This window comes from Amedibacillus sp. YH-ame6 (assembly GCF_053848845.1).
The window spans coordinates 17492-36821 of sequence record NZ_JBSPEZ010000023.1 but is presented as its reverse complement, the minus strand read 5'-3'; the positions used below and the strand labels follow the sequence as shown (position 1 = coordinate 36821).

The window sequence follows — 19330 nt, the reverse complement described above, 5'->3', positions numbered from 1 at the left end:
GGATGAATCTTTATGATATAAAAGAACCACAAGATATAAAAGACCTGTCCTTTGCGCAATTAGCGGATTTGTCTCAACAAATTCGTCTTTTCTTGGTGCAAAGTATCGCAAAAACAGGAGGACATCTATCAAGTAATCTTGGTATTGTTGAATTAACGATTGCGTTGCATTATGTCTTTGATTCACCAAAGGATCGCTTTCTATTTGATGTAGGACATCAGTCTTATGTACATAAAATTTTAACAGGAAGAGCCGGGCAATTTTCAACGCTTCGTCAATACAAAGGGATTGCAGGTTTTCAAAAACGCAAAGAAAGTGAACATGATGTTTGGGAGGCAGGACATTCTTCTACCTCATTATCTGCGGCTTTGGGTATGGCAGTTGCGCGTGATTTGAATCATGATACCTATCAAGTATTACCCGTGATTGGGGATGGTGCGTTGAGTGGAGGTATGGCAATTGAGGCGTTGAATCAAATTGGTAGTGAACAACGTAATATGGTCATTATTTTTAATGATAATAATATGTCTATATCAAAAAATGTTGGTGCGATGGATGAAACATTTACAAAGCTTCGCATGAGTAAACCATACAATACCCTAAAAGATGACTTAAAGAGTTCACTTTCCACAACGAAGCTTGGGAATAGTGTATTAAAGACCATGACAAATATGAAAAATGCAGTCAAGGAAAATGTAGTGGATACTTCTATTTTTGGTGATTTTAATTTGGATTATATTGGACCAGTGGATGGACATGATATTAAATCTTTGGTAAAAGTGTTAAATATCGCAAAACATCATGAAGGACCAATTGTGGTTCATGTGATGACAAAAAAAGGAAAAGGATATCGCTACGCAGAAGATGATAGTGAAGGGAAATGGCATGGAGTTTCTCAATTTGATCCAGAAACTGGACAAACACTATCAAAATTACCAGCAGGACATTTGAATTGGAGTGAAGTCATTTCTGAAACCTTACTTGATCTAGCGAAACAAAATGAAGATATTGTTGCGATTACACCTGCAATGAAAGGCGGATCTAAATTAGATAAATTCTTCCGGGAATTACCACAGCGTTCTTTTGATTGTGGGATTGCGGAAGAACATGCCATGACATTTGCGGCAGGGCTAGCGGTATCAGGAAAAAGACCCTTTATTTCTGTGTACTCTAGTTTCCTTCAAAGAGCATATGATCAAATCAATCATGATGTAGCCCGGATGGAGCTTCCAGTTGTGATTGGAATCGATCGTTGTGGTCTTGTTGGAGAGGATGGAGAAACCCATCATGGAGTATTTGATATTGCGATGTTGCGCTCTATTCCTAATATGATACTAGCACAACCCAAAGATAGTCTAGAAGCACAAAATATGATGTATACTGCTTTTTCACAAAACACACAGCCATTTGCCCTTCGTTATCCTAGAGGAAGCGTTCCATATGGGAAAGCTCCAACTTATGAAGCACTCCCAATTGGAAGTTGGACAAGCTGGTGTTCACAAGAAGATTACGATGCAATTGTAATTACATATGGTAGTGATGTTGATAAAGTGATTTCTAAAGCAGGTGTAAATGGAGTGAATTTACGAGTTGTAAATGCACGTTTCTTTAAACCGATTGATGAAGCGATGTTAGAAGAACTTTATCATAGTAAAAAACCAATCTTAATCTATGAAACGGATATGATGGCAGGTGGCTTGTCTTCTGCGATTCTAGAATACTTCAATGATCACCAACTTAATACATCATGTATACGTATGGGGATTGGGGATCATTTCGTAGAACATGGTAGTGTTCCTCAACTACGAAAACTTGAACAGATTGATATCACGTCCTTATTTGAAGAGCTTCATTCATTGTTGAAGTAGGAATTGTATGCGATTAGATCAATATCTAGTACAACATGAATATTGTACAACTCGAGCGCGTGCACAAGATGCCATTCAACAACAACGTGTGTATGTGAATGATAAAGTGATTCAAAAGAACAGTTATTATGTGGATGAAGAAGATTGTGTTCGTGTTATTGAAGAAGAACTTTCTTTGGCATCAAGAGCAGGTTTTAAACTGTATGATGTGTTAGAGGATTTTGGAATAGATTTAAAAGATCGTATTTGTATCGATGTTGGTGCGAGTACGGGTGGTTTTAGTGATGTGTGTTTAAAACAAGACGCAAAGTTAGTATATGCAGTAGATGTAGGAAAAGATCAACTACTGGAAGCCTTAAAGGGTAATCCACGTGTAATCAATATGGAAGGTGTGAATTGTCGTTATTTAACAAAAGAGATGTTTTCACCTTTACCAAATTTTGCTTGTATGGATGTATCGTTTATATCCATTAAATGTATTTTACCAGCCTTATTATCTGTGTTATCAAAAAAAGAACTCGTTGTACTTGTGAAACCACAGTTTGAAGCGGGGAAAGAATATATTGGCAAACATGGGGTTATAAAAAATGAAAAGGTACATCTTCAAGTATTAAATGATATCATTTCTTATATAGAAACACTTGGCGTTTATGTGCATCATGTAAAAGCTAGTTCTTTATTGGGACGCGATGGAAATAAAGAGTTTGTAGTACATATCAAAGAGGAAGAATGTCATAAGGTGTTTCCTCTTAAACAAATCATAAAAGAATATCATACAAAGAGGTGATGTTATGCTAAAAGAAATGTATGTGAAAGATTTTGTGTTGATTGATGAACTTCGTTTGAATTTTGATACGCAAATGTCAGCTTTTACTGGAGAAACTGGTGCTGGTAAGTCTTTGTTGATGGATGCCATTGGAGTTTTAAAAGGGGAACGTATCAATACTTCTATGATCAAAGAAGGAAAAGAAAAAGCCTTCATTGAAGGTGTTTTTGAAGTGGAAGAACATCATCCAGCATACACTTTACTACAAGAAGCAGGATATGATGTAGAAGACTTCATGTTTGTTGCTAGTCGTGAGTTTGGAAGAGAAGGAAAGAGCGTTGCACGTATCAATCAACGTATTGTAAATGTATCCTTTTTAAAGGATGTTGTATCTACTCTTGTGGATATACATTCTCAACACGATACACAATACCTTCTAAATACCAAGTACCACATTACACTATTGGATAATTTTTGTAATGTGGAAGATTTATGCCAACGAGTAAAAACACAATATCAAGCATATAAAAAGATTCATGATAAATTAGAATCTGCTTTACATGAGGATTATAATGAAGATGATCTTGAATTTTTAACCTTTCAATTAAATGAAATTGATGAAGCAGATATAAAAGAACATGAATTAGAAGAGTGTGAAGAAGAAAGCAAACGCTTAATGGCGTTTGAAAAGATATCAAGTAAAGTAGCTTCCTCTTTGGAACTGTTGGAAGATGAACATAAAGGGAGTGCATCACTTTATGAAGCTTGTCGTGAGATTGGCAGTATTCATGAAGATGATTTTTTTGAAAAAGTAAAAGAGAAACTTCAAGAAGCGTATTATCAGGTGGAAGAAGTGGTTCATGAGTTAAAGGATTACATGGATGATTTCGATTACGATGAAGTACACTTTCATGAGTTACAAGAACGCATTTCGTGTATTCATAAGATATATAGAAAATATGGACCTAATGTACAAGCGTTGCAAGTGAAACGTGAAGAATTGAATCAAAAGATTGATATGATTTTGCATCGTCAAGATTTTATTACAAAACAAGAAGCGCTTCGTGAGGAAGCGAAGAAACAATATTTGCTAGTGGCAAATGAACTACATGAAATTCGTAGTACGAAGGCAAAAGAGTTGGAACAGAAAATATTGGAAGAATTAAAGGATTTACAACTGCCTCATGCACGTTTTGAAGTTGTCTTAGAAACAATGGAAGGGAATGCGAGTGGAATAGACAATGTTGCGTTTTTAATCTCTATGAACCCTGGAGAGCCACTAAAACCATTGAGCACAACAGCAAGTGGCGGAGAGTTGTCTCGCTTCATGTTGGGGCTAAAAACGGTGTTTACGTCCTTGCAAAAGATCGAGACGATTATTTTCGATGAGATTGATACTGGAGTGAGTGGAAGTGTGGCGTTTAGTGTTGGTCGTAAGATGAAAGAACTTGCGAATCAAACCCAAGTGTTCTGTGTGACACATCTAGCCAGTGTTGCAGCTTGTGCACAACATCACTACATCGTAGAGAAACTACAACAAGAAAATACAACAAATACGAAGATTCGAGAATTGAACGAAGAAGAAAGAATTGCACAACTGGCAATGATTTCCAATAATTCTATGTCAACTTCCGCAATGGAGGCCGCAAAAGAGCTTTATATGAATGCTCAAAAAGGATAGGTAATTATTTCTTATGTGAGTTCATACGCTTTGTGGCAGACTACCTTTTAGGAGGTGGTGCCATGCGTAAGAAAATTATGGTTTTCTTACTTTGTTTATTTTGTAGTGGCCCCTTAAGTATATTGGCGGCAGATGATTTGATCTTAGGTGGAGATAGCATTGGTATTGAAGTGACATATGATGGGGTTATGGTCAGCGGGACTTATCGTTTCGAAGTGGATGGAAAATCCTATGATCCATCAACACAACTAAAACCACATGATATTTTAGTAAGTATCAATGGTACACGTATACATTCTATGGATGATTTGTACGCTCAATTGAACAAGTATCAAGACGGTGTCAATGAGATCCCCATACGAATCAAACGTAATCAAGTAGAAATGGATAGCGTGTTGATAAGTGTATTCGATAAGGCTAGTTCATCTTATAAGTCGGGGTTATATATCAAGGACAAAATTGCTGGAGTAGGAACTATGACATATTATGATCCACTCTCGCACACCTTTGGTTCTTTAGGTCATGAGATTTATGATAGCGATGTAAAACAAATTGCAGATGTTCATAGTGGCACAATCTATCCTGCACAGGTAAAATCTATACAAAAAGCGCAAGATAATGTACCAGGAGAAAAACATGCGCAAATCGACTATACCCAAGCGTTAGGAGATGTGTTATTGAATAGTGAAATTGGAATCTATGGAACCTACGATTCTCTTCCAACCAACGCAGTAGCATTGCCTTGGGCGAAACAAGATGAAATACAAGTAGGTCCTGCAAAACTATATACGGTCTTAAATGGAGAACGTATTGATTCTTATGATATCAATATAACGAAATTAAACAAACAGAGCCAATCTTCCATAAAGGGGATTGAATTTGAAGTTAGTGATCAACGATTGTTAGAGGCAACCAATGGAATTATCCAAGGAATGAGCGGTTCACCTATCGTTCAATACGGAAAAATCATTGGGGCAGTCACGCATGTTGTGACATCACATCCGATTAATGGATATGGGGTATATATTGAATGGATGCTAGATACTTCTAGATCCTTGAAATAAAAATAGTAAATTCGACCTTTTTCGACCAAATGTAATCAAAAGTAGCCCAAAGAACGACGTAAAAAGTCGCTCTTTTTTTGTAATTGGAATAATTTGTTAAAAAGCGTCGCTCTTTCGACAAATTTACTGTAATTATGCAATCTGCATTTGTATAATTGTAAAGAGGAGGAAAGAGAAAATATGAATAACAAGTTAAGAGTTTATGTAGTAGATGACAGTTTGGAAATGATCCATAGTATGAAGGAGACGTTTGCTAAAAGTGACAACTATCAAGTCGTTGGTAGTGCAACAAATGGTGAACAGTGTATTATGGAATTGCATGGAAAACAGATGGATATTTTGATTCTAGATCTTATCATGCCAAAGAAGGATGGTATGAGTGTATTACAAGATTTGAAGAAAAATAACATCACCGTAGATCATATCATCTGTACGACACCTTTTGTGAACGATCTGATTGTTGGCTCCATTCAGAACTATAAGGTTGACTACATATTGATGAAACCTTTCGAGATTCATCATCTGATTGATCGTTTGAATTTCATCGTTGGATTTACACATCGCGAGAATTCAAATGTAAATACCATGAGTGTGAACTTAAATGATGATGAAAAGAAACGTTTAGCAAAACTAGAATTAGAAAGTGAAATTACAGAATTGTTACATGAAATAGGTATTCCAGCGCATATCAAAGGATATATGTATTTAAGAACGGCTATCTTAGAAACGTATATCAATGTGGATTTCTTAGGCCAAATAACCAAAGTATTATATCCAGAAATCGCAAAGAAATACGCGACTACAGCTTCCAGGGTGGAACGTGCCATACGTCATGCGATTGAGGTTGCGTGGAACCGGGGGAATATCGATGCTATCGATGATATTTTTGGTTATACAATTTCAGCGAGTAAAGCAAAACCAACCAATTCAGAATTCATTGCGATGATTTCTGATAAGCTTCGTTTAGAACATAGATTAAAAAATAAAGTACAAGCGATCAAAACATATCGCTAGTAATTTTATACAATTTCCTTTATACTATACCCATAGATTAAAGGAGATTGTATGGCAGGAAGAGTAATTTTTCATATTGATTTAAATTCATACTTCGCAAGTGCGGAGATACTAAAAAACTCTGCTTTGGAAGGTCAACCCATTGTTGTTGCGGGATTGAATAGAAGAAGTGTAGTGTGTACTGCTAGTTATGAAGCTAGGGCTTTTGGTGTACAAGCTGCAATGCCGCTTCATATGGCAATGGAAAAGTGTCCCCAACTTGTGGTAGTGCAAGGAAGTTATGCTTGGTATGAAGAATTAAGTGAGCGTTTTTTTAAATATCTTAGACGTTTTTCTCCCTATATTGAACCTGCCAGTATCGATGAGTGTTTTATGGATGTGACAGAAGCAATCAAAGCCTATAAACGTCCATTAGATTTAGCTTGGGTGATACAAAAAAGTGTATATGAAGATTTGAGGCTTCCTTGTAGCATTGGTGTAGCGCCTAATAAATTCCTAGCAAAAATGGCAAGTGATATGCGAAAACCTATGGGCATAACCATTCTTCGTAAACAAGAAGTAAGTAAGAAACTTTGGCCCCTTGGCATTCATGAAATGTTTGGGATAGGGAAGAAAACCGTGCCTCTTTTATTGGAACATGGTATTACGACCATTGGAGATTTAGCGAATCCTGAAAATGAGAGTAAAGTAATGACCCTTCTTGGAAAACATAGCTATGGTATGATACAAAACGCAAGAGGGAATGGAAGTAATCAATTAAGTTATAATCATACATTGCAATCCATTTCTCAATCAACAACTTTGGATCGAGATATATCCGATTATGATGAAGTAAAAACTGTCTTCAAACGTTTGGCCATGCAACTAAGCAAACGCGCAAAAGAAGACGATTTAAAAGGCTCTTTAATTTCCATTTCTATTCGTTACTTTGATTTTAGTAATGCTGTACGTTCTCAATCCATATCGGATTATACCAATGATGAAAATACATTATTAGAACATGCATTATTGTTGTTTGATCAAAATAACAATGGTAAAGAAATACGTCATTTAGGAATTGGTCTTGGTTCCTTGTTTTCCCAAAGGAAAACAATTGATCAAATTAACCTCTTCCAAAAAGAAGAAGATATTGTGCACGACGCAAGTGATGTCTTAAAAGAATTAAATCGCCAATTGCCACAAGCACATTTGATGAGAGCGAGTGAACTCTTGCGAAATAAATAGAATTTTGTCTGATGAAAGAAGGAAAACTCCTTCTTTTTTTTCATAGAATACAGTGAGGTGATTTCATGAGAAAACATCATAAATACCATGGATTCTTTCATAAGTATCATAATGTGTATCTCTATATAGGGATCTTGGTTGGGTGTGGAATATTAACGGGTATTGTATTATCGAATTTTATAGATGTTAATGATATTAAACATTTATCTTCGTATTTGACAACGGTGAGTAGTGGGGTCAATAAATATGATTTCTTCGTATCCCAGTTTTTCACAGGTATCTTGTTTATTCTATTTGTTTTTTTATTGGGAACTAGTTTTGCGGGAATCCCTTTGATTAGCTTTGTGGTGTTTACAAAAGGCTTACAGATTGGGTTTTCATGTGCGTTGTTTGTATTTAGCTATCAGCTAAAAGGGATTGCAGGTATTTTTATGACCTTATTACCACAAGTTCTATTTGATCTCATAGCGACCTTCCTTATATCTGCGAGTGCAATTCAATTGTCTATGTATATCGTATACAGTTGTACAAATCGTGAAAAGCTCGATTTCAAAAAACTGGCAAACTCGATTCTAAATGATATCTTCATCTGTTTTTTAATCGTGCTTATAGGAAGTTACTTAAAATCAACGATTGGAATAGAATGTATTAAACTCTTTAATTTAATGTAATTCTCCTGTATAATGAAAAGATATTTCAGGAGGTAGGGCATGGATAATTTATCGTATGATTTTCTTGCAGATAGCGATATCTACGTATATCAACGCAAAGATATGTTTCGTATCAACACGGATACTTCACTTCTGGCGAAGTTTATGACCATCAAGAAAGGGGAACGTGTTCTTGATGTTGGGACAAACAATGGCGCTTTATTATTGGCAGCGAGTAGAAAACAACCATCTTTTATGTATGGAGTGGATATTCAAGAGGAAGCGATTGAACTAGCAAGGTATAATATGCAACAACAACATATTGAAAACGTAGAACTTATTTGTGAGGATTTCAAAACTGCTTCATTACCAAAAGTACAAGTCATTCTTTGTAATCCTCCATATTTCAAAGTTCATGATGGTGCTAATTTGAATGAATCTGAAACCTTACGTAAAGCGCGCCATGAAACGTATTTAGAATTATCACAATTATGTCAAAAGGTATCGTCTTTATTAGATGAAAAGGGAAGGTTCTATTTAGTGCATCGCGCCAATCGCATCGCTGAAATCATATGTGAATTACGAAAGAATCGTTTAGAAATTCGCACGTTACAATTTGTCTATGATGAACAGAAGGAAGAAGCTATAACTGTATTGATTGAGGCAGTTAAGGATGGAAAAGTAAATGCTCATGTAGCTAATGGTATCTACGTAAAGCGTTAAATCACTCTACATGTGTTGCATGAGATACATATGAAAAAACGAAGGACTCTTGTTAAAAAAAGTTTTGGATATTCCTGTTTGCTAGTCGTTAGAATTTGTTCTATAATAAATAAGGTGATCAAACATGAAAATCGAAGAAGCGTTTGAAGATTATATGCACTACATTGTATCTGTTGACCAAAAATCAAATGCAACGATTCAATCATATCGTACAGATTTGAAAGAATATATGCAATATCTTAAACAAGAAAATATTTCGGATATGAATGATATTGAATATCAACACATTCAAAATTTTTTGGATTTTCTTGGTAAGGATCAATATGATGGAACTAGTCTTATTCGAAGTAAGCGAAAAGGCAGTAGCATCAATCATATGATTACCTCCATACATATGTTTCATCGCTATATTACAATGGCATACCCCCAAATTATGGATCCAGCGATACATATACGAAGTAAAAAGACACCTAAACATTTACCTGTATATTTTAATATTGATGATATGGATCGCTTGTTGAATAGTTTTGGGAATTCCGATCAAGAATTGTTTGAAAAGGCAATTTTGGAGTTGTTGTATGGATGTGGGTTGCGTGTGAGTGAGTGTTGTGGGCTATTGTTGAATCAAACCCATTTGGAACAAGGTTTTTTAAGGGTTATTGGAAAAGGTGATAAGGAACGTATGGTTCCCATGCATGAGCGATGTGTGAAAGCACTTCGTGTGTATTTGGAAGTCGTACGTAAAGGGTGGGAAAGAAGACGTTCTCCATATGTCTTTATCAATGCTTCAGGAAACCCCTTAACTCGTCAATATGTGCATACGCTGATCAAGAGTAAATTGAAAGAACAAAATTTAAATGAACAACTTTCAGCACATAGTTTCCGTCATAGCTTCGCATCACATCTATTAGATGGTGGTGCAGATTTACGTGTTGTACAAGAATTATTGGGTCATAGTGATATTGCTACTACCCAAATATATACACACATTCAAAATAAGAGATTACAAAGTGTGTACACTTCGTTTCATCCAAGAGCGAAGAAAGATAAAGAAGGAGAATAAGTGAATGAGTAATTGTGGTACATGTCCAAGCAAAGGAAGTTGCGGTAAAAAAGAAGATGCTTGTGGAATATCAAACAATCCGAAAAACAAAATCAAACATGTGATTGGTGTGATGAGTGGTAAAGGTGGCGTAGGGAAGTCAAGTATGACAACGCTACTAGCAAAAGAATTAAACAAACGTGGTTATAAAGTTGGTGTTATGGATGCGGATATCACTGGTCCAAGTATTCCAAGATTATTTGGTTTAGAAAGAGAAAGCGCATATGGAGCGAATGATGCAATTGAACCCGTTGTGGATAAAGATGGCATCAAGGTTATGTCTTTGAACTTTTTAATGGAAGATGAAAACCAACCTGTTATTTGGAGAGGACCAATTGTTGGAAATGCAGTAAAACAATTTTGGAGTGATGTAATCTGGGGTGAACTAGACTATTTGTTCATCGATATGCCTCCAGGAACTGGGGATGTTGCGTTGACTGTTATGCAAAGCATACCGTTAAATGGAGTCGTTATGATATCTACTCCTCAACCAATGGTATCTATGATTGTATCCAAAGCTATCAATATGTGTAAACAGGCCAATGTAAAAGTGTTAGGAATCATTGAAAATATGAGTTATGTGCTTTGCCCAGACTGCGGCAAACGTATTGAAATTTTCGCACATAAAAACGTGGATTCTTTTTTAACTCAAAATGAAGTAGAATTATGGGCAGAACTACCAATGATGGATAGTGTGTCACAAATTTACCAAGATGATAACTTTGATGAAGCATATCGTGAACAGATACGTACATCTATATCACCAGCCGTAGATAAACTTTTGGAAATATATGAAAAATAGTGCAAAAACTGCACTATTTTATTTTACTTTTGTTTGAATTGTGCTATATTATTAAAGGCTTTTTTTAAAAGTGCATTACATAGGCTTATAAATAGTCCTAAGGAGGAATTTTTATGCCAGGATATGTAGTAGTAGGAACACAGTGGGGCGATGAAGGAAAAGGTAAGGTAGTAGATTACCTTGGATCTAAAATGGATATGGTAGTACGTTTTCAAGGTGGTAACAATGCTGGTCATACGGTCGTTGTTGGAGATGAAAAGATCGTATTACATTTATTGCCATCTGGAGTATTACAAAAGGCAATTTGTGTGATTGGACCAGGTGTTGTTGTGGATCCCTTTGTTTTCTTAGATGAAATTAAACAATTAGAGGATCGTGGATTATCAACAAATCATGTATTTATTTCGGATTGTGCACATATCATCATGCCTTATCATATTTTGATGGATGAACTGAGCGAAGCACAGTTAAAAGATTATAAAATAGGAACGACAAAGCGAGGAATAGGACCTTGTTATGCGGATAAGTATTCAAGAACAGGCATTCGTATAGGAGATTTACGAAACTTTGAAACCTTTAAGCGTAAATTAAAACTTGCTCTTGATATGAAAAATGAAGTATTTCAAAAAGTATATGAAAACGAAGGGTTTGTATATGAAGATTTAGTTGCACGTTTTGAGGCAATTAAAGAGGCGATACTGCCTAGAATTTTAAATGCTCAAATGATCGTGAATCAAGCGTTAGATGATCAAAAGCAAGTATTGTTTGAAGGCGCACAAGCTGCGATGTTGGATATTAACTACGGGAATTATCCATATGTTACATCATCATCACCAACATCTGCAGGTGTTTGTACGGGTGCTGGAGTATCACCTCAAAAACTTGATGTAATTATTGGGATTGCGAAAGCATATTCAACAAGGGTTGGTGAAGGACCATTTGCGAGTGAGCTGTTCGATGAAATGGGTTCATGGTTAAGAGAACAGGGACATGAATTTGGAGCGACAACCGGAAGACCTAGACGATGTGGTTGGTTGGATGTGAATGTAGTTAGACATGCGGCTATGATCAATGGACTAAGTGATCTTGTGATTACAAAGCTAGATATTTTAAGTGGTTTGGAAGAAATCAAAATGTGTGTAGCATACGATATTGATGGTAAACGCTTTGATTATATTCCAAGTTCGATTGAGGAACTTGCAAAAGCAAAACCAATTTACGAAACATTTGCTGGATGGAAAGAAGATATATCCAATGTAAAGACATATGAAGAACTTCCAGAAGCGTGTAAAGTATATTTGAAAAGAATTGAAGAATTAACAAAGACGAGAATATCTATGGTATCTGTAGGGGCAGAAAGAAACTGCAACATTTATATTCATTCCTTTATGAAATAAGAGAGCGATGCTCTCTTTTCTTATACTCACGGGGATAGAGATGACGGATATGTTGTTAACCCTTACAAGTAAAAATATGTAGTAAGATATTGAATGCATACTCTAGTTGTGGTATTGTAATTACGTACTTTTTATAAAAGAAAGATAGAGGTTAGACAACATGATAGAAGATGATTATCGTATCCAACAAGATGAGCTTCATGAAGAGTGTGGGGTGTTTGGAGTATATCACAATGAAGATGCGGCTTCTTTAACATATTATGGATTACATGCATTACAACACCGTGGACAAGAAGGGTGTGGTATTGCTAGTAGTGATGCTAGTGCTATTTATACGCATCGTGGACATGGCTTGGTACAAGAAGTGTTTACTACACAAAGCATAGAAAAACTTATGGGAGAACTTGCGATTGGACATGTAAGATATGCGACTGCAGGAGGAAATGAGTTGGAGAATGTGCAACCACTTCATGCAAATTTGAATCATGGTGAATTTTCTGTATGTCATAATGGACAGATTGTAAATGCGAAAGATTTAAGGATTGAATTAGAAAATAAAGGAAGTATCTTTCAAGGGACGAGTGATAGTGAAATTATTTTACATTTAATACAAAGAGAAAAGGGAACTTTCCTTGAACGTATCAAACGTGCTTTTTCTAAATTGGAAGGAGCATTCGCGGCCTTGGTATTAACGAATGACAGCATCTTTGCAATTCGTGATCATAACGGATTAAGACCATTGTCTTATGCTTCTTTACAAGATGGATATTGTATTAGTTCTGAAAGTTGTGCATTCCTTACAACATCAGCTGAATTTATTGCGGATGTAGAACCAGGAGAAGTGGTTTGTTTCACACCACAAGGAATTGTGAAAGATCATTATCGTGAAATGAAACAATGCGCAATGTGTGCAATGGAATATATTTATTTCTCACGTCCAGATAGTGATATTGATGGAATCAATGTACATGATGCACGTAAAAGAAGTGGTATTTTAATGGCAAAGAAAGATCAAGATACGCTACATGCAGATATTGTTGTAGGGGTACCTGATTCTTCCACTTCAGCAGCGATTGGATATGCACAAGAGAGTGGTCTTCCATATGAAATTGGTTTGATTAAGAATCGTTATGTAGGAAGAACCTTCATTCAGCCAACACAAACACAACGCGAACGTGGTGTACGTATGAAATTATCTGCGATATCCGCCATTGTAGCTGGCAAGGACGTTGTTTTGATAGACGATAGTATTGTTAGAGGGACAACAAGCAAACGTATCGTACAGCTCTTAAAAGAGGCGGGTGCACACAAAGTGCATGTTCGTATTGGGAGTCCTGCATTTCAATACCCATGTTTCTATGGAGTAGACACTTCTACATACGAAGAATTGATATCCGCAAGAATGAGTGAAGAAGAATTATGTGCTTATTTGCAAGCGGATTCCTTAAAATTCTTAGAAGTTGAAGATTTAAGTGTAGCATTCCAAACGAAGAATTTATGTACTTCTTGTTTTCATGGTGTTTATCCTACTAGCTTATATGAATACCAACAAGTAATCGATCATAAACCTGCTCGTAAAGAGTTGGTTGAATCCTATCATTTAAACTTTGAGGAAGAAAAATAATTTCTTCCTTTAAAAAAACCACATCTTTCGATGTAGTTTACACTTGTATATCTGCATGCATTCCTAATGCATGCTTTTCTTTTTCTAGAATTGGATCTACATAATCTTTAAAGAATTCTTCTGTCTGTTGAGAAGAACGTCCCACAAAGTTTTTAGGGTCCATAATACTTTCTAGTTGTTCCTTATTCATATGGAAGATAGAATCTTTGGCGATACGATCAAGTAAGTCGTTTTCTTCACCTAGTTCTTTTACTGTTTTGCCAGCCTCCATGGAATGAATACGAATTTGTTCATGAAGTTCTTGGCGATCTCCACCAGCCTTTACAGCGTCCATTAAAATGGTCTCTGTGGCCATGAATGGAAGTTCTTTCATCAAATGTGAATGAATTACCTTTGGATATACAACCAAACCGTCCATAATATTTAGATATAAGTCAAGAATTCCATCAACTGCCAAGAATCCTTCAGGGATACTGATTCTTTTATTCGCAGAATCGTCCAATGTTCTTTCAAACCATTGTGTAGATGCGGTAATAGCTGGATTTAAGGCATCCACGATTACATAGTTAGCAAGGGAAGCCATACGTTCACTACGCATAGGGTTGCGTTTATATGCCATCGCACTTGAACCGATTTGTCCTTTTTCAAAAGGTTCTTCTACTTCTTTTAAATGCTGAAGTAAGCGAATATCATTAGAGAATTTGTGTGCACTTTGTGCAATAGAAGAAAGCACATTTAAGATTCTTGCGTCAATTTTACGAGAATATGTTTGTGTTGAAACAGGATAACACTCTTTGTAACCCATTTTATTTGCGATCAACTGATCTAACTTCTTTACTTTTTCAGTATCATTGTCAAAGAGTTCCATAAAACTTGCTTGTGTACCAGTGGTACCTTTACATCCTAATAACTTCTTGTTTTCTAATAAGAAACATAGTTCTTCATAATCCAACAACAAGTCTTGTGCCCATATAGCAGCACGTTTTCCAAGGGTAGTAGGTTGTGCTGGTTGAAAATGAGTGAATGCCAGTACTGGTAAATCTTTGTATTCTAATGCGAAATGCTTTAAAGCTGCCATAACATTCACAATCTTATGTTTTACTAATTCTAGTGCTTCGTGCATGATGATAAGGTCAGTGTTATCTCCAACGTAACATGAAGTTGCGCCTAAATGGATGATTCCTTTAGCGTTTGGACACTGTACGCCATACGCATATACATGGGACATAACATCGTGACGGACTACTTTTTCACGTTCTTTTGCTACTTCATAATTGACATCGTCTTGATGAGCTATCAATTCCTTTATTTGTTCCTCTGAAATAGATAAGCCTAATTCTTTTTCACTTTGTGCTAACGCAATCCAAAGCTTTCTCCACGTGCGAAATTTTTTCTCCTGTGAAAATAACTGCTGCATCTGTTTTCCAGCGTAGCGTAGCCCTAGAGGACTTTCATATGTATCGTACATGTAGTTACATCCTTTCTCTTCTATTGTATGTGTAGACGACGATATACCTCTTGATACGCATCCTCTACATTTCCTAAATCTCTACGAAAGCGATCTTTGTCCAAATGTTCTTGTGTATGAACATCCCAATATCGACAAGTATCTGGTGATATCTCATCAGCCAATACGATTTGACCTTTATATCGACCAAATTCTAATTTAAAATCGATCAAATCAATATCTACTTCTAAGAATATGTGTTTTAACTCTTCGTTGATTTGAAAAGCCATCTTTGTAATGGTGTCAATATCTTCTTGTGCTGCGATTCCTAAAGCCAATGCCATATAATCGTTGATCATAGGATCTCCAAGAGCATCATCCTTATAACTGAATTCAAGAATAGGGGAGAGTAATTCTTTTCCTTCTTCTAACCCCATACGTTTTGCGAAACTACCTGCCGCCTTATTTCGAATAATTACTTCCAAAGGAATAATATCTACTTTTTTTACTATGGTACGACGTTCATTTAGTTCTTCTATAAAATGCGTTGGAATACCTTTACTTTCTAATATTTGAAATAGGTGATTGCTCATTTTGTTGTTGATTGCACCTTTTCCTGTAATGGTACCTTTTTTTAATCCATTGAAAGCAGTAGCATCATCTTTGTAATCTACAATTACTGAAAATTCATCATCTGTTGCATATACTTTTTTTGCTTTACCTTCATATAGCATTTCTTTTTGTTCCACGTGATATCCTCCATTTCCACACAACATTATAGTGCAGTGTATATTCCATGTCAACAATTTAAATTCAAAGAAAAACTGCAGAAAAAGTAGTTCTTTTCTGCAGTTAACATTCTCTTTATTTACCTAAAATGATATTTGTTAAATCAACTGGTTCAACAATTTTACCATCTTTGTATACACGCATATTTCCGGAAGCGATTTCATCAATCAATACAACATCATTGTTGTGGTATCCGAACTCGAATTTAATATCATAAAGATCTAGACCCATAGTTTTTAAATCATCCGCAACAACCTTTGTGATTTTTAAAGTTTGTTCTTTTAAGCTTTCATATTGTTCATCAGACATGATGTTAAGAGCCACTAAAGCATCTTTTGTGATCAATGGATCTCCTTTATCATCATCTTTTAATGTACACTCAACTAATCCACCAGTAAGTGGAGTACCATCTTCTATATAAGCACCATAACGACGAATAAAACTTCCTGTTGCCACTAAACGACAAATAACTTCCAATCCTTGACCGAATACTTTTGCGTTTAAAACTTCCATAGTAGCATTTTCAACATCTGCTCCTACATAGTGAGTTTTAACACCTGCATCGTTTAAAATTTCAAAAAAGTGAATAGAAGTTTCAAGGTTTGCTTTACCAATACCATCGATTGTTAAGCCAACTGTGTTTTCACCTGGATCGAACACTCCATCTTTTCCAGTACAGTCATCCTTGAACTTTAACATGACGTTTCCGTTGTCTAATGCATAAACATCTTTTGTTTTTCCTTCGTAGATCTTTTTCATGATATACCTCCATATCGAATAACGTAAATATTATATCATTATTTTTTTGTATTTCTAGTTACTTTTTATACTTTCTTCAATTTTTTAGAAAAACAATTGCATTTTTTCAATAAATAAAGTAAAACAATACATGGATATTAAAATCTTATCCATAATATTAATAAAAAGTAATAAAATATCAAACTTTTTTATAGATTTTCATGTATAATAAAAAAGGAAGTTTTAGGAACACGACAAAGGGAGGAACTATATGAAGATAATTGCCATTACAATGACGAAAATCTCATCATTTCTATTAAAACTGATAAAACGAGGAGGTTCTCTTCCTGGACAGATAGCTTTAAAAATATGCCCGACAATATTGGATCAATTGCAAACCAATTGTCCTCTAATCCTAGTGACAGGTACCAATGGTAAGACATCAACTGCGAATATGATTACGGAAACATTTCTACATGCGAATAAGCATGTAATTAGTAATCGAAAAGGGGATAACTTACGTCCTGGTATCGTGACGACTCTATTAACAAATGCAACATTAGGCGGAAAAGTAAAAGCGGAAGCCATTGTGTTGGAAGTAGATGAATTGAATATTCCTTATATTATAAAGAGTTTGAAAGTAGATGCTCTTGTAGTCACAAACTTCTTCCGTGATCAATTGGATCGTGCAAGAGAAATGGAACAACTTATTCAGCGTATGGAACAATCTTTAGATACTTTTGAAGGAACACTTGTATTGAATGCGAATGATCCAAACGTTGTACGTTTAAAAGATTCTGCACCACTTGCTAAGGAACTGTATTATGGAATTGAACGTTGTGAAAGCAGCGTACTAGAAAGTAGGGAAGCAAGTGAAGGTAAATTCTGCCCTCGTTGTGGAAGTCGTTTACAATATTCTTTTTATCAATACTCTCACATTGGTGAATTTCAATGTACAAAATGTGATTTTAAAACACCGAACATGGAAGTAAAAGGGGAAGTAAAAAGCATTCCTCAACGCCAATTTATATACGAACAACAAACGTATCATGCACCACAAGGTGGCTTGTATACAATGTATAATTGTATGGCTGTATTATGTGCTTGTAAACTATTTTCAATCGATCCACAATATGCAAAAAAAGCCTTTGAAAACATTAAAGTTCCTGCAGGAAGAAACGAGATACTTGAGATAAATGGCCATGCATGTACCTTAAACTTAATCAAAAATCCCACAGGCGCCAATGAAGTTATGAAGGTTATTGAAGAAGATGAAAGTGAAAAAACGATCTTACTTGTGTTGAATGATAACGACCAAGATGGTACTGATATCTCTTGGATTTATGATACATTTTTTGAAAAATTATTGAATCAACGTACCAAACATATCATTGTATCTGGTACTCGTTGTTACGATATGGCATTGCGTTTGAAATACAGTGGATATGAAGAAACTATCGAACTACATGAGTCCTTACAAGATGCGGTCACAAGTTTATTGAACGCAAATGGAACGATGTATGCGATTGCTACTTATACAGCTTTACAGCCAGTCAGAAACTTGATTGTTGCGAATGTGAAATAAGAAAGAGGTCTTTCTATGAATATAAAAGTATGTTGGATGTATCATGACATCATGGATTTATATGGTGATAAAGGAAATATGATGGTACTACGTAGACGTTGTGAAATGCGTGGGATCGATATCACAATTGACACCTTATCCATTGGTGATGAATGTGACTTATCACAATATGATTTATTATTTTTAGGCGGAGGCGCTGATAAGGAACAAATGATTCTTATTGATGATTTACTAAAACGTAAAGACAATATTAAGCAAGCTATGGATCAAGGTAGTTTTGCATTGTTGATTTGTGGTGGCTATCAATTGTTTGGTCAATACTATATCAATGCGGATAATGAAAAAATTGAAGGTTTGAAATTCTTTGATTATTATACAGATACAGGATGCAATGGTACACGATGTATCGGCAATATAGCCATTCGTTGCAAATTAGACGGCCATGATATTACTGCAGTTGGCTTTGAAAACCATGGTGGACAGACAATGAACGTAACAACTCCGTTAGGAGAAGTGTTGAGTGGTTGTGGGAATAGTTTCGATGCAAAAAGGGAAGGGTTCTATAATGGTCAAGTTCTAGCAACCTATATGCATGGGCCATTACTTCCTAAAAATCCTGAAATTGCAGATTTTGTAATTTATAAGAGCTTAAAGAAAAGAAATCCAGAATTCAACTTTGAAGATTTGACACCACTAGATGATGAATTAGAAAACAAAGCTAAGATTCATATGCTTAAAAGAATGGGTATTCAATGATAGATGAGAGAGTGTGAGCCTTAGCGCAATACATACTCTCTTTTTATATCGCTAAATATGGATTTCTTTAAATTACATAATACACATTATGCGAAGTAAT

At 35.5% G+C, this 19330-nt stretch carries 17 protein-coding genes; 14 read left to right on the top strand and 3 right to left on the bottom strand.

From position 1 onward, the window contains the following. Positions 1–2 precede the first annotated feature (2 nt). From dxs to purF, 12 genes are all read left to right on the top strand, one after another. Entirely contained in the window at positions 3–1868 is a 1866-nt protein-coding gene (gene dxs, locus ACWG0P_RS13180; protein ID WP_455802108.1) for a 1-deoxy-D-xylulose-5-phosphate synthase, read from the top strand. A gap of 7 nt (positions 1869–1875) precedes the next feature. Next, a complete protein-coding gene (locus ACWG0P_RS13175; protein ID WP_455802107.1) occupies positions 1876–2655 on the top strand; it encodes a TlyA family RNA methyltransferase in 780 nt (259 codons plus the stop codon). A gap of 4 nt (positions 2656–2659) precedes the next feature. Continuing rightward, positions 2660–4315, top strand: coding sequence for a DNA repair protein RecN (recN, locus tag ACWG0P_RS13170; RefSeq protein ID WP_455802106.1), 1656 nt, complete (start codon positions 2660–2662; stop codon positions 4313–4315). Between the two features lie 62 nt (positions 4316–4377). Beyond that, complete coding sequence (gene spoIVB / locus ACWG0P_RS13165; protein WP_455802105.1) at positions 4378–5379, top strand: SpoIVB peptidase; 1002 nt, start codon at positions 4378–4380, stop codon at positions 5377–5379. A 180-nt stretch (positions 5380–5559) separates the two neighbouring features. Beyond that, positions 5560–6393: a sporulation transcription factor Spo0A gene (spo0A, locus tag ACWG0P_RS13160; RefSeq protein ID WP_455792831.1), complete on the top strand. Its 834-nt coding sequence runs from the start codon at positions 5560–5562 to the stop codon at positions 6391–6393. Between the two features lie 51 nt (positions 6394–6444). Beyond that, on the top strand, positions 6445–7617 hold the full coding sequence (gene dinB / locus ACWG0P_RS13155) for a DNA polymerase IV (protein WP_455802104.1): 1173 nt from the start codon (positions 6445–6447) through the stop codon (positions 7615–7617). A 65-nt stretch (positions 7618–7682) separates the two neighbouring features. Then, on the top strand, positions 7683–8288 hold the full coding sequence (locus tag ACWG0P_RS13150; RefSeq protein ID WP_455792835.1) for a stage II sporulation protein M: 606 nt from the start codon (positions 7683–7685) through the stop codon (positions 8286–8288). 39 nt (positions 8289–8327) lie between these two features. Next, positions 8328–8990 (top strand): tRNA1(Val) (adenine(37)-N6)-methyltransferase, encoded by a 663-nt coding sequence (locus ACWG0P_RS13145; protein WP_455792837.1) that lies wholly within the window; start codon positions 8328–8330, stop codon positions 8988–8990. A 124-nt stretch (positions 8991–9114) separates the two neighbouring features. Beyond that, complete coding sequence (locus ACWG0P_RS13140) at positions 9115–10053, top strand: tyrosine recombinase (RefSeq protein ID WP_455802103.1); 939 nt, start codon at positions 9115–9117, stop codon at positions 10051–10053. Positions 10054–10057: 4 nt separating this feature from the next. Continuing rightward, the gene (locus ACWG0P_RS13135; RefSeq protein WP_455791199.1) at positions 10058–10894 is read left to right on the top strand and encodes an Mrp/NBP35 family ATP-binding protein; all 837 of its coding nucleotides are present in this window, start codon (positions 10058–10060) and stop codon (positions 10892–10894) included. 113 nt (positions 10895–11007) lie between these two features. Next, positions 11008–12291 (top strand): adenylosuccinate synthase, encoded by a 1284-nt coding sequence (locus tag ACWG0P_RS13130; protein WP_455802102.1) that lies wholly within the window; start codon positions 11008–11010, stop codon positions 12289–12291. A 160-nt stretch (positions 12292–12451) separates the two neighbouring features. Then, positions 12452–13915, top strand: coding sequence for an amidophosphoribosyltransferase (purF, locus tag ACWG0P_RS13125; RefSeq protein ID WP_455802101.1), 1464 nt, complete (start codon positions 12452–12454; stop codon positions 13913–13915). Between the two features lie 37 nt (positions 13916–13952). Here purF and purB read toward each other — a convergent pair whose 3' ends face one another. From purB to ACWG0P_RS13110, 3 genes are all read right to left on the bottom strand, one after another. Then, complete coding sequence (gene purB, locus ACWG0P_RS13120) at positions 13953–15383, bottom strand: adenylosuccinate lyase (protein WP_455802100.1); 1431 nt, start codon at positions 15381–15383, stop codon at positions 13953–13955. 20 nt (positions 15384–15403) lie between these two features. Continuing rightward, positions 15404–16111 (bottom strand): phosphoribosylaminoimidazolesuccinocarboxamide synthase, encoded by a 708-nt coding sequence (gene purC / locus ACWG0P_RS13115; RefSeq protein WP_455802099.1) that lies wholly within the window; start codon positions 16109–16111, stop codon positions 15404–15406. Positions 16112–16226: 115 nt separating this feature from the next. Next, positions 16227–16910: a phosphoribosylaminoimidazolesuccinocarboxamide synthase gene (locus ACWG0P_RS13110; protein WP_455791205.1), complete on the bottom strand. Its 684-nt coding sequence runs from the start codon at positions 16908–16910 to the stop codon at positions 16227–16229. A 250-nt stretch (positions 16911–17160) separates the two neighbouring features. Between ACWG0P_RS13110 and ACWG0P_RS13105 the strand changes: the two genes are divergently transcribed. Both ACWG0P_RS13105 and ACWG0P_RS13100 read left to right on the top strand, forming a co-directional pair. Further along, the gene (locus ACWG0P_RS13105; protein ID WP_455802098.1) at positions 17161–18474 is read left to right on the top strand and encodes a MurT ligase domain-containing protein; all 1314 of its coding nucleotides are present in this window, start codon (positions 17161–17163) and stop codon (positions 18472–18474) included. A gap of 15 nt (positions 18475–18489) precedes the next feature. After that, a complete protein-coding gene (locus ACWG0P_RS13100; protein ID WP_455802097.1) occupies positions 18490–19230 on the top strand; it encodes a type 1 glutamine amidotransferase in 741 nt (246 codons plus the stop codon). Positions 19231–19330: the final 100 nt, after the last annotated feature.